Source organism: Nannocystis exedens, assembly GCF_002343915.1.
GTDB classification, from domain to species: Bacteria; Myxococcota_A; Polyangia; order Nannocystales; family Nannocystaceae; genus Nannocystis; species Nannocystis exedens.
This window is the reverse complement of record NZ_NETK01000002.1, coordinates 709,281-721,038: the sequence shown is the minus strand read 5'-3', so window position 1 is coordinate 721,038 and position 11,758 is coordinate 709,281. Positions and strand designations below refer to the sequence as shown.

Sequence of the window (11,758 nt, the reverse complement as noted above, 5' to 3'; positions counted from 1 at the left end):
CCGCACCGCCGCCCCCCGCCCTCGTCCGCCGCGCCATCACTTGCGACCTCCCGACAGGTCGAGGCGGTCGTAGACCCGCGCGCCGACGAACACCTCGAGCACGACCGGGTCGAGCTTGCCGGCGCAGGCTTCGGCGTGGAGGATGTCGAGCGCCATCTGCACGGGCACCGCTTTTTTGTACGGGCGGTCGGCGGCGGTCAAGGCGTCGAAGATGTCGGCCACCGTCATCATGCGGGCCTGGATCGGGATCGCCGCGGCCGCGGCGCCGCGGGGATAGCCGCTGCCGTCGAGGTATTCGTGGTGCATCCCGGCGATCTCGGGCACCCGCCTGAGCCGCTGGCCCCACGGGATCTGGCGCAGGAACTCGAACGTGTGGCGCACGTGGTTCTGCACCTCGGAGCGCTCGGAGTCGGTGAGGCTGCCGCGAGCGACCCGGAGCGCCGTCAAGTGGGCGTCGTCGAGGATCCGCAGCACCTTGTCCGGCGTGTGGCTGCGAGCCGCCGCGACCTCGTGGATCTCCGCCTCCACCGCCTCGGGCAGCAGCGCCGGCTCGTTGGCGCGGCGCACCACCTCGCGCCAGCGCTCGATCTGCAGCAGCTCCGCCGTGAACGCCCGCCGCGCCGCCTCGACGTCGATCGTCCCGTCGCGCACGGCGATCAGCTCGCGCTCGGCCAGGCGCAGGCGCGCCGCGGTGCGCAGGTGGTCGAGGCGCTCCTCGACCAGCGTCAGCTCCCAGTCGAACAGCTTCTTCGCCTTGACCAGCACGTGCTCGCGCACGCCGACCTTGCCGAAGTCGTGCAGCAGCCCCGCGACCTCGATCTCGCGCAGGTCGTCGGCCGAGAACTTCACCGCCGCCAGCGGCCCGTCCGAGCGGTCGACCGCCTTCGCCAGCGCCACCGTCAGGTCGGCCACCCGCTGGCTGTGGCCGCTCGTGGTCGGGTCGCGCTGCTCGATCGCCGTCACGCTCGCGCGCACGAAGCCCTCGAACAGCGCCTGCACCTCGGCGTAGAGGTTGGCGTTCTCGAGCGCGACCGCGCCCTGGGTCGCCAGCGCCAGGCAGACCCGCTCGTCGGCGGCCGAGAACGGCCGAGTGCGGCGGCCGAAGTCGGCCGGCCAGGCCAGCGGGTGGCGGCCGTCCTTGGCGTTGATCAGCTGGACCGCGCCGATCACCTGGCCCTCGGGCGCGCGCATCGGCACCGTCAGCAGCGAGCGCGTCTGGTAGCCGAAGCGCTCGTCGAACGAGCGGTCGTGGACGAACGTGCGGCCGAGCGCGGTGCGACCTGTCTCGGAGTACATGTCCTCGAGGTTGATGATCTGGCCGCTCAGCACGCAGGCGCCGACCACCGACGCGTCGGACACCGGCAGGGTGTGGTCGCGCAAATCGGCGGCGACCGAGTCGTTGTGGGCGACGCGGAAGCGCACCGTCGCCCCGTCGTCCTCGACCACGTAGATCGAGCCGGCGTCGGCGCCGGTGATGGCCCGCGCGTGGCGGACGATCAGCTCGAGGACGCGCCGGGGGTCGCGCTCGCGGTTGAGCGCCAGGCCGACCTCGACCAGCTGATCGGCGACGCGGCTCTGCAGGATGGCCTCGACCGCCAGCAGCGCCTCGTCGATGGCCCGCCGCAGCCGCCCCGTGGAGGTCGGCAGCGCCAGCGCGTGCGCCCGGTGGACCGGCATCCGCCCCAGCGCCGCCGCCAGCGAGCGTTCGGGGCCGACCACCAGCACGACGTCGAACTCCGGCGGCACGAACCCGAGCGCCTCGACGATCGCCAGTCGGGCCCGGCCGCGCCCGATCACCGCGGCGCGCAGCGTGCCACCGAGTTCGGTGACGTACTGCACCCGACCGAACGCCGGATCTCTGGCCAGCTGCCGGAGATAGGCGAGCACGTCGGGGTATCGCAGCAGCCCCTCGTCCATCCGGCTCAGCGTACACCGGCGCGGCGCAGCGCCATGCACACCTTCACGTGCCCCACCGACGTGAGGACTCAAGACCCCACGACTGCCGGCTTATTCGCCCGGCCCTGCAACCAGAACACCTGCAGCTCGCCCTTCCCCTTGACCGCGATGCTGCCCCGCGGAACGCACGTGAACTGGCCCTGGAGGGCCGTGGCGACCGCTTCGGACACCTGGATCTCGCCGACCTGGCCGAGCGATTCCATGCGGCTGGCGGTGTTCACGGTGTCGCCCCAGAGGTCGTAAATGAACTTGCGGCGGCCGATCACGCCCGCGACCGCCGGCCCGCAGTGGAGCCCGATCCGCAGCCCGAGCGCGAGCTCGCGCGCGGCCACGAAGCGCGCGAACTCGTCCCGCATCGCCAGCGCCATCTCGGCCATCGCCGCCGCGTGGTCGGCCCGCGGCGTCGGGATCCCCGCCACCACCATGTAGGCGTCGCCGATCGTCTTGATCTTCTCGAGCCCGCGCTCCTCGGCCAGCGCGTCGAAGCGGGAGAAGATGTCGTTGAGCAGCTCGACCACCACGTCCGGCGGGCGCTCGGCGGCGAAGCGCGTGAACTCGGCGATGTCGGCGAACAGCACCGTCGCCGCCTCGAAGCGCTCCGCGATCGGCTGCAGCTTCTGCTTGAGCTGCTCCGCCACCCGCTCGGGCAGGATGTTGTGCAGCAGCTCGTCGGCCCGCTCCTTCTCGCGCTCGAGCTGGGTCAGCAGCACCGCCGCCCGCTCCTGATTGCGCCGCGCCCGCGCCCGCGCCCGCTCGAGGCTGTCGACCGCCATGTAGAGGAACAGCGCCGACGCCAGCAGGTGGATCAGGTGGACGAAGAACGGCCGCACCAGCGTGTCCACCGACTGGCGCGGCGGCAGCACGCCGGCGCTCTCGGCCAGCACGAACACCAGCGCCACCGCCGCCGACAGCGCCAGGTACACCCACAGCGCCCGGGCGCGCAGCAGCAGCGCCGCCAGCATCAGGATCGTCAGGTACGCCGCGAGCGACGGGCTCTTGAGCCCGCCGTCGAACCACACCGCGATCGTCACGATGCTCCACAGCGTCGCCACCAGGCCGACGCTGACGGCGCGCACGTGGCCGCGCCGGACCACCACGCGCAGACCGAGGAACAGCGCGATGACCACCAGGTTGAAGCTCATCAGCGGGTCGATCGCCTGGCTCGCCGCCTGGAAGACGGTCGCCGCGCCGATCGCCACCGCGGTCGCGACGAAGATCCGGTCGAGCATCACGCCGATCCGGCGCTGCTCGTCGACCTCTCCGTCCCACACCGTCTGCTCGGCGACAGGCACGTCCGCGCCCAGGGTAGCGAAAGCTCGCCCCCCCGTGTTGACGCACCCGGACGCCGCGGCTAGCCTCCGCGCGATCGTGGCCGACCGGGACGACGACGCGGAGGCGCCGCAGCGCAGCGATGGTCGGCGCCCGGACGCCGGACGCGACGATCGGACCTCGCCCGCCGCTCGCTCGTCGGGGCCCGAACCCCGCGCGTCGAGTCACGCGCTCGCGACCTCGGCGGCGCCCGCGACGCGCAAGCGGCTGGAGCTGCGGCGGGCCGCCGACCTGGCCGACCTGCCGCTCGCCCCGGCCGACCGGGCCCGCGACGCCGAGGCGGCCGCTACCTTCCACGTCAAGGCGCCGCGGCGCTACCTCGAGCTCATCGACTGGGCCGACGATCGCGACCCGATCCGCCGCCAGGTCATCCCGAGCGCCGAGGAGCTGGTCCACGACCCGCGCGAGCGCGAGGACCCGATCGGCGACGCCGCCCACAGCCCGGTCGCGCGGCTGACCCACCGCTACCCCGACCGCGTCCTGCTCTACCCGACCTATCAGTGCGCCGTGTACTGCCGGCACTGCTTCCGCAAGGAGTCGCTGGCCGACGACGACGCGGCTGCCTACTCGATCGAGACCCTCGAGCCGGCCCTGGCCTACATCGCCGCGCACCCCGAGATCCGCGAGGTCATCCTCACCGGCGGCGACCCGCTGATCCTCGCCAACGAGCGCCTCGAGGAGCTCCGGCGGCGGATCGAGGCCATCGGCCACGTCCGCCTGCTGCGCCTGCACACCCGGATCCCGGTGGTCCTGCCCGAGCGCGTGGGCCCCGGCCTGGTGGCCGCGCTCAAGGGCCGCCTGATGGTCTGCGTGGTCACCCACTTCAACCACGCCCGCGAGATCACCGACGCCACCGTCGCCGCCGCCCGCACCCTGCGCGAGGCCGGCTTCATGCTGCTCAACCAGACCGTCCTGCTGAAGGGCGTCAACGACGACGCCGAGGCCCTGCGGACGCTGTTCCGCGAGCTGGTCTACGCGCTCGGGATCCGCCCCTACTACCTCCACCACTGCGACTCGACCCGCGGCCTGTCGCACTTCCGGACGACCATCGACCGCGGCCTCGAGCTGATGACCGCCCTCCGCGGCCACATCTCCGGCCTGTGCCTGCCCCACTACGTGCTCGACCTGCCCGGCGGCGACGGCAAGATCCCGCTCGGCCCGAGCTACGTGGCGGCGCGATCCGGCTTCGAGTGGAAGTTCAAGACTTACGACGCACGTGTGCGGGATTACTCGGAAATTGTCGCCGAGAATCCGCCACGCGTTGGCTGAGACCCCAGCTCCCGGCTCAGTGCGCGCCGCTGTCCCAGCGCCAGCCGGGGCGCACGAAGCCGAGCCAGCCGGCGTCGTGGACCTTCAGCCGGACGCGGGCCCGTGGGCGGCGCTCGGGATCCTCGGGCCAGTCCTCGTAGCCCTCGTCGAACTCGCGCTCGTCGACCGCGTGCGACGCGACCAGCGGCGCCACCGCGGTGGCGAACACCACCGGGTCGCCGGGGATGAACACGTAGGCCTGATTGGCGTAGCCGAGCAGCCCGCCGACCGGCTCGCCGCGGAACAGCAGCGGCTCGCCGGCCCGAATCGCCGCTTCCAGCGCCGCGTGCTCCTCGGCGGTGCAGGCGACCTGGCGGCCGAAGCTCAGCTCGCGCAGGTGCCGGCAGCGCGAGGCCCAGGCCGGGTCCTGCGCCAGCGCCTGCGCCTCCGCCCGCTCGAGCGAGCAACCGTCGACGAGGGCCGCGAACCCGCGATCGAGCAGCGACCACAGGTCGAGCAGGACCGCGACCGCGAAGCCGGCGGTGTCCGGCGGCGGCCCGGCGTCAGGATGCACCGTGGTGACGCGCAGGACGACCTCGCCGCCCGCCGCCGACTCGACCATCACGCTGTACAGCTCGCTCATGCCCCGCTCCGTTCGCGCCGCACCGCCCCGAGGTCCTCGAGCCAGGCGATCGCCGCAAAGTGCCCCACCGTCAGCCCGATGGTGGCCGCCAGCAGCCACCACGGCAGCGCCACGCGCAGCGCGTCCGCCCGCACGAACGCCACCGCGGTGACGATCGCCAGCAACAGGAAGTTGCCGAGGACGTGGCCGAGCACCGGATCGCCGCCGCTGTTCCGCCACCGCGCGCCCTCATAGGCGCTCCGGAGCGAGGTCCGGAGGTTCCAGAGGTAGAACAGCCCGGCGAACCCGAGGGGCCACATCCCTTCGAGGCTGGCAGAGGCGGCCGCCGCCGGCAACAGGCCGCGCCGGACGACCCCCGCCCGGACGGACCGGCCCGCGAGTCGGGCTCGAGCGAGATCCGGGCCGTGCCCGGGCCCCCTCAGTTGAGGGGCTTCTTCCGCTTGCCGCGCTCGCGCAGCCCGCCCTTGCGCCCGCGCGAGCCGTCGTCGGCGAACGGCGGCGGCAGCAGCGGGTCGTGGTAGCCGGTGGTGCTGCTCTGCTGCAGCTCGAGCTCCGACAGCAGGATCGGCGGCGCGATCCCGCTGACCGGGATCGAGCCGCTCTCGGCGTAGCAGTAGCCCTGGTCGGTCTCGCGGTCGCGGCCGAAGGCCGTGATCTTCTGCAGCGCGGCCAGCGGGGTGCCGATCAGCTCGACGTCGCGGATCCGGCGGACCTTGCCGGTCTGGGCGTCGACCAGATAGACCTCGGCGAGGCTGCCCTTGAAGGCCTGGAAGTCGTAGTCCGAGGTCGACGTCTCGCCGGCGAGGACGCGCTGGATGATGACCCCGTGGCGCCGCCCCTGGGCCCGCGCCAGCTCGATGAGGCGGGTCCGCAGCGCGTCCCACGACTCGCCCGAGCCCGGGGCCCCCTCGACGACGAAGGTGCCCATGCGCGCCATCGGCCGCTCGACCCCGTCGTGGCGGCCGTGGCCGTTCGAGTGGTCGCTGCCGGGGATCGGGCAGCGGCTCTGCAGGAAGCCCTTCAGCACCCCGTCGTCGACCAGCAGCGTGCGCCGGGCCGGCACGCCCTCGTCGTCGACGCGGTAGTGGCCCCACAGCGGCTCGCGGCCGCAGTGCGTCAGCGTCGGGTCGTCGAACACGTGGATCCCGCGGGGCAGGATCCGCTCGCCGCGCATGCGGGCGAACGTCTTGCTCTCGCCGCGGGCGATCAGCCGCTCGCCCTCGAGGCGGTGGCCGAGCGCCTCGTGAAACAGCGTGCTCGCGGCCTGGCCCGACAGCAGCGCCGGACCGATGAACGCCCCCGGGCTGTCGGCCGCCCGCAGCGCCGCCAGCTCCTCGAGCACGTCGGCCAGCAGGCGCTCGAGGTGCGCGCGTTCGGGCACCTCGTCGACCGCCCGCAGGTACAGCTGGCGCGAGCCCTCGACGTACACCCCGTCCTCGGTCAGCACCCAGCCCTCGATGCCGAGCTGGATGTACACGTCCTCGGTGATGACCGCCGTCCCCTCGCTGTTGACCAGCCAGCGGTGGACCCGCTCGGCCGACAGGCTGATGCTCGGGTCGTAGACCTCCGGGTGGTCGAGGAACCGCCGCGACAGCTCGACCAGCGTCTTCTCCCACTGGGCCCGCGGGAACGGGTCGTGGTGCAGCTCTTCCTTGTGGACGACCGGCCGCTCACGCGTAAAGGAGCTGATCTCGTCGCGCAGGTACTCGCTGACGGTCGCCTTGCGGTGCTCGTAGTAGTCCTCCAGGGCCTCGTCGAACTTGATCTGCGTCAGCTTCCACAGCCCGATCTGCAGCGCCTGGAGGTTGAGGTCGTCGGGCGCGTCGACCCAGTCGCTGCTCTCCCGGTCCTCCGAGCGGTCGCCGAGGCCGCCGTCGATGACGTTGTCGAACTTGTGGCTGCCGACCCGGACGTCGGCCCAGAGCTGGCCGACCGTCGACTCGCGCGAGCGCAGCAGCGCCCCGTGGGCCGCCCGCAGGCGCAGCGCGTGGACCCGGCGCAGCGAGTACTGCATGAAGTACGGCCGGGGCGAGCCGGGCACCACCAGCCCCCCCATCGACCGCTTGAGCTCCCGCTGCAGCACCTCGAGCACGGCCTCGGGGTCCGGTAGGGGTTGATTCGGGTTGTAGGGCGGCGAAAGACGCGATACGGCGGTCATTGGGGTGTCCGGGGGGCTTGGCCTTGCACGCATAGCCGTGCCCGGATCCCAAGGCAAGCAACCCCGCCTGGCCCCCCGCAAACCCTCCCGGCGGCCCGCGGCGACCGATGCGCGCCGGTACGCGTGACCGGACGCGTCCGGAGAGCCGGGCGCGAAAATGCGCAGCGGGCGGTTTCGCGCGTCGCCCGCCGCGCACGTTCGCGGCGAACGCGCTACTCGTCGATCACGGCCGTGAACAGATCGGCGATCACCGAGTGGCCTTGCGCGGTGGGGTGGATGCAGGTGAGGTCGAACCAGTTCTGCTGGTTCGGGCCGCGGTAGCACGGCGCGCTCGGGTCGCCGGCCTTGAAGCCGTGGCCGCAGAAGTTCTCGAGCATGAAGATCATGTCGGTGCCGGTCTCGACGGCCACGCTCATGAACTGCTCGTTGAAGCCGATCATCACGTCGATGAGCTCGGCCGGGTTCTCCCACGGCTTGTCGAACCCGCCGAGGCCCGCCGCCGGGCAGGCCATGAGGTCGGCGGTGCCGTCGGTGAACTCGTAGACGTTGGCGAACACCAGGAACACGCCGTTCGGGAACTTCTGGGGGTCGTCGACGAACCAGTGGGCGGTCTGGCGCAGCAGGTCGGCCGCCTCGGCGGCGTTGGCCTTGACCTCGTCGAGCGGGGTGCCGTTGGCCCCGTCCTTGGCGATCGCGGCGATGTCGTTGCCGCCCATGGTGGTGATGACGAGCGTCCGCTTGTCGAACATGTCGGGCGGGAAGCAGTCGTCGACCTGGTTGCCGGGCGGCAGGAAGTCGTCGGTGCGGGCGCCCCACTTCGAACACGACACGAAGTCGCCCGACTCCTTGACCAGCGCGACCCCGTCGATCGGGTTGGCCTGCTTCCACAGCGCGTTGGGCGGCGTCAGCCCGAAGCGGTCGACCAGCACGTCCGCCAGCTTGGAGCGGTAGTAGTCGTCGCCGAGCGCCGGCGGGGTGCCGACGGTGACCGAGTCGCCGAGGAACACCACCCGCTCGATGTCGGTGATGTCCTGGTGGTTGGTGCCCTTGCAGTGCGAGCCGATGACCGGATCGAACTGATCGTAATCGAGCTTGAGCGCCATGTCGGGGTTGGCGAAGCCCTCGAGCAGACAGTCGGTGTTGGACGGCTCCCCGGTGGTGCCGGTGGTCTCGTCGCCGGTGGTGTCCGAGGTCGTCGAGGTCGAGGTCGTCGAGGTGGTCGTGCCGTCGGTCACCGGGCTCGTGGTCTCGGTGGTGTCCGTGGTGCCGGTGGTGCTCGTGGTGCTGGTGGTCTCCTCGTCCCCGGTGGTCGGCCCGGTGGTCGGCCCGGTGGTCGCGCTGTCGCTGTCGCTGCCGCCCGTCTCGGTGACGGGGCCGTCGGTCGTCGTCGGCGGACCGCCGCTGCTGTCGGTCGAGTCGCTGCTCGCCTCGCTGCTGGTGTCCCCGCTGGTCGGCGCGGTCGCGCTGGCGTCTTCGGTCTCGCCGCACGCCGGCGAACCGATGGCGAGAAGAAGGGCGAGGAGGCCCGCAGGCCGCGGCAATGTGACAGCGAGACGACAGTCGTAGTTCACCACGTCACACTACTCGAACGGCCGCGAGCCGATCCACACAAAACCGCGACGCGGTCGTGACACCCTCCGGGGTCTGGAGCCCGAGGACACCTGTCACACCCCCCGCATGCACGAAGAGGAAGGGCCAGCGATGGCCCTCACGAAGCGGACGTCATGCGGACGCCGCAACGAGGCATGCCGCTTCGCTCACGAGGCCCGACGTCGGCTCGCGGCCGCCCCTCCCCGCGCCGAGGGAGGCGAGCCGATTCCTGATTCGCACGGGGCTTCGCCAGGACTTCGGCGACCGGCATCGGCGAGGCCGCGGCGGCGCCGAGCATCCATCCCGCCCTGCACGCAGGCGTGCGACCGGGTCGTCCGCAGGTTCGACGCGCCGCGAGCGTTCGAAACTCGCTCGGAGGGAGCCGCTCCCCGCCGAGCTCGGGATCGCGGTCGTCGCTGCCGAGCTCCTCGTCACGCGCCGCGCCCGAACCCAGCGCCGCAAGCCCTCGGCCTCCGCAACCGTGGCGGATCGCTGCGCGGAGTGAATCGCCTCTCGTCCGAAGATGGTGTCGGGGACGCGGTCGTCGCTCCCGTCTTTCTCGCGAGCGCTGCTCGAACCGCCGGGTGGCGGCGCGAGCGGCATTCGCAGGCACGGCTGCCGCGCGCACCCGCGGCTCAGGAGCGGCCTTCGCCCGCGTCGTCGTCGGCGGGGGCCTCGGCGGCGTCGCGCGGGGCCTCGGCGTCGCGGGCCCTTCGGCCGGGCGCCCGGGCTTGCCGCTCGTGGCGCGGCGGCGCTGATCCTCGCGGTCGTAGGCGAGGATGATGCGCTGCACGAGCTGGTGGCGCATCACGTCGGTGTGCGTGAAGCTGCAGAACGCGATGCCCTCGACCCCGCGGAGCACCCGCAGCGCGTGACCGAGGCCGCTGCGCTTGCCGTACGGCAGGTCGTTCTGCGTCGGGTCGCCGGTGACGACCGCGCGCGTACCGGCGCCGATGCGCGTCAGGAACATCTTCATCTGCTCGGGCGTGGTGTTCTGCGCCTCGTCGAGGATCAGGAACGTCTCGCTGAGCGTCCGCCCGCGCATGTACGCCAGCGGCGCGATCTCGATGATGCCCTGCTCCATCATCCGCATCACCTTCTGCACGTCGAGCATGTCGTGCAGCGCGTCGTAGAGCGGGCGCATGTACGGGCTGACCTTCTCCTCCATCGTGCCCGGCAGGAAGCCGAGGCTCTCGCCGGCCTCGATCGCCGGGCGGGCGAGGATGATCCGGCGCACGCGCTTGTCGAGCAGCATGCGCACGCCCGTCGCCACCGCGAGGTAGGTCTTGCCGGTGCCGGCCGGGCCGACGCCGAAGGTCAGGTCGAAGCGGCGCAGGCAGTCGACGTAGTGCTTCTGCGCCAGGCTGCGCGGGGCGATCGGCCGCCCGCTGCCGCTGCGCGGGATGATCGTGTCGTCGAACAGCGAGCGCAGGTCGACGCGCGGCTCGTTGCGCATCACCTCGAGCGCACGCGGCAGATCACCCGGGTGGATCGGGGTGCCGGCGCGGGCCATCGCCACCATCTGGCGGAGCAGGCGCTCGACCAGCGCGGCCGCGCCGTCGTCGCCCTCGATCGTGACGTCGCCGCCGCGGACGTGGAGCGTCACCCCCGCCGCCCGCTGAAGTTCTTCCATCGCCTGCCCACCGACCGAGCCGAGGACGAGCTGGAGGGGGACTTGATCTTCGAAGCTGAGTCGGATCGTCACTGGGGGGTTCAGGCGTGGGCCGCCCGTGGTAATGGGCTGCCCGTGAAGCTACCACGCGACCCTTCGGAGGCAAAGCCGGACTCGCCGGCGGGCGCGGCCGAGCCCGCCGGGCCCGATCACCGCGCCCTCGGCCTGCGCGACGGCCTCGACGGCCTGCGCGACCTCATGGACCGCCTGCTCGCCGACCCGGGCGGCTGCCCGTGGGACCGGGCCCAGACCCTGGACACCCTGCGGCCCTACCTCATCGAGGAGGCCTACGAGGTCCTCGACGCGCTGGCCGACCCCCAGGCGCACCGCCGCGAGCTCGGCGATCTCCTGTTCCAGATCGTCTTCCAGTCGGCCCTGCGCGAGCGCGAGGGCGCGTTCGACCTCGACGACGTGGTGACCGCGATCCGCGACAAGATGATCCGCCGACACCCGCACGTGTTCGCGCCGGCCGCGGAGGACGCGCCACGCGACGCCGACGACGTCGCCCGCCAGTGGGCCCAGCTCAAGCGCGCCGAGAACATGTCCGAAGGGGCAGCTCGTGGCCCGGCTCGCCCGCTCGCCGGCGTGCCCCGCTCGCTGCCGGCGCTGCAGCGGGCGTGGCGGCTGCAAGACAAGGCCGCCGCCGTCGGCTTCGACTGGCCGACGATCCAGGGCCCGGTCGACAAGATCCGCGAGGAGTGGGAGGAGCTCGAGCGAGCGCGGGCCGAAGGCGACCCGAAAGCGATCGAGGAGGAGTTCGGCGACTTGCTGTTCGTGCTGGTGCGCTACGGCCAGAAGCTCGGCGTCGCCGCCGAGGACGCGCTGCGGGCCACCTGCGCCAAGTTCGAGGCCCGCTTCGCCTACGTGATGGAGCGCTGCCACGCCGCCGGCATCGAGCCCGAGGCCGCGGGGCTCGAACGACTCGACGGCTGGTGGAACGAGGCCAAGGCGCGGGCGCGCGCCGGCGGACCCGAGTCGGATGTCCCCAAGGACGGCTAGCATCGCAGGCCGCTCGAGCGACGCCGTGCTCGCCGCGAGCGGTCGCCATCGGCTGCCGGCGGCTGGTAGAACGAGGCCAGGTCGGGGGCGCGCGCCGGCGAGTTCGGATGTCCCAAAGGACAGCCAGATCCGCGAGCGATCGAGCCCCGTGGGCCGGCTCGCT

9 protein-coding genes are annotated in these 11,758 nt (G+C 72.5%); 2 read left to right on the top strand and 7 right to left on the bottom strand.

Annotated features, from left to right (window positions below):
* Positions 1-36 precede the first annotated feature (36 nt).
* Positions 37-1,917, bottom strand: coding sequence for an HD family phosphohydrolase (locus tag NAEX_RS46785; RefSeq protein ID WP_096334412.1), 1,881 nt, complete (start codon positions 1,915-1,917; stop codon positions 37-39).
* Positions 1,918-1,985: 68 nt separating this feature from the next.
* Positions 1,986-3,248, bottom strand: a complete 1,263-nt coding sequence (locus NAEX_RS46780; RefSeq protein ID WP_245914030.1) for an adenylate/guanylate cyclase domain-containing protein — start codon at positions 3,246-3,248, stop codon at positions 1,986-1,988.
* A gap of 76 nt (positions 3,249-3,324) precedes the next feature.
* Here NAEX_RS46780 and NAEX_RS46775 point away from each other — a divergent pair, with 76 nt between their 5' ends.
* Complete coding sequence (locus tag NAEX_RS46775; protein ID WP_245914029.1) at positions 3,325-4,554, top strand: KamA family radical SAM protein; 1,230 nt, start codon at positions 3,325-3,327, stop codon at positions 4,552-4,554.
* 16 nt (positions 4,555-4,570) lie between these two features.
* Here NAEX_RS46775 and NAEX_RS46770 read toward each other — a convergent pair whose 3' ends face one another.
* From NAEX_RS46770 to NAEX_RS46750, 5 genes are all read right to left on the bottom strand, one after another.
* The gene (locus tag NAEX_RS46770) at positions 4,571-5,176 is read right to left on the bottom strand and encodes a hypothetical protein (RefSeq protein ID WP_096334410.1); all 606 of its coding nucleotides are present in this window, start codon (positions 5,174-5,176) and stop codon (positions 4,571-4,573) included.
* A complete protein-coding gene (locus tag NAEX_RS46765; protein WP_096334409.1) occupies positions 5,173-5,475 on the bottom strand; it encodes a hypothetical protein in 303 nt (100 codons plus the stop codon). Before NAEX_RS46765 ends, NAEX_RS46770 begins: the two co-directional genes overlap by 4 nt.
* Positions 5,476-5,594: 119 nt before the next feature.
* Positions 5,595-7,334, bottom strand: coding sequence for a TldD/PmbA family protein (locus NAEX_RS46760; RefSeq protein WP_170136621.1), 1,740 nt, complete (start codon positions 7,332-7,334; stop codon positions 5,595-5,597).
* 212 nt (positions 7,335-7,546) lie between these two features.
* Complete coding sequence (locus tag NAEX_RS46755; protein WP_096334407.1) at positions 7,547-8,875, bottom strand: SGNH/GDSL hydrolase family protein; 1,329 nt, start codon at positions 8,873-8,875, stop codon at positions 7,547-7,549.
* Between the two features lie 167 nt (positions 8,876-9,042).
* Positions 9,043-10,629: a PhoH family protein gene (locus NAEX_RS46750; protein WP_245914028.1), complete on the bottom strand. Its 1,587-nt coding sequence runs from the start codon at positions 10,627-10,629 to the stop codon at positions 9,043-9,045.
* 42 nt (positions 10,630-10,671) lie between these two features.
* Here NAEX_RS46750 and mazG point away from each other — a divergent pair, with 42 nt between their 5' ends.
* Positions 10,672-11,595, top strand: coding sequence for a nucleoside triphosphate pyrophosphohydrolase (gene mazG, locus NAEX_RS46745; protein ID WP_245914027.1), 924 nt, complete (start codon positions 10,672-10,674; stop codon positions 11,593-11,595).
* The last annotated feature ends 163 nt before the right edge of the window (positions 11,596-11,758 follow it).

Excerpts from the sequence above, each read along its gene's own strand:
- NAEX_RS46785 (WP_096334412.1), bottom strand. The coding sequence starts at position 1,917 with ATGGACGAGGGGCTGCTGCGATACCCCGACGTGCTCGCCTATCTCCGG.
- NAEX_RS46770 (WP_096334410.1), bottom strand. The coding sequence starts at position 5,176 with ATGAGCGAGCTGTACAGCGTGATGGTCGAGTCGGCGGCGGGCGGCGAG.
- NAEX_RS46765 (WP_096334409.1), bottom strand. The coding sequence starts at position 5,475 with ATGTGGCCCCTCGGGTTCGCCGGGCTGTTCTACCTCTGGAACCTCCGG.
- NAEX_RS46760 (WP_170136621.1), bottom strand. The coding sequence starts at position 7,334 with ATGACCGCCGTATCGCGTCTTTCGCCGCCCTACAACCCGAATCAACCC.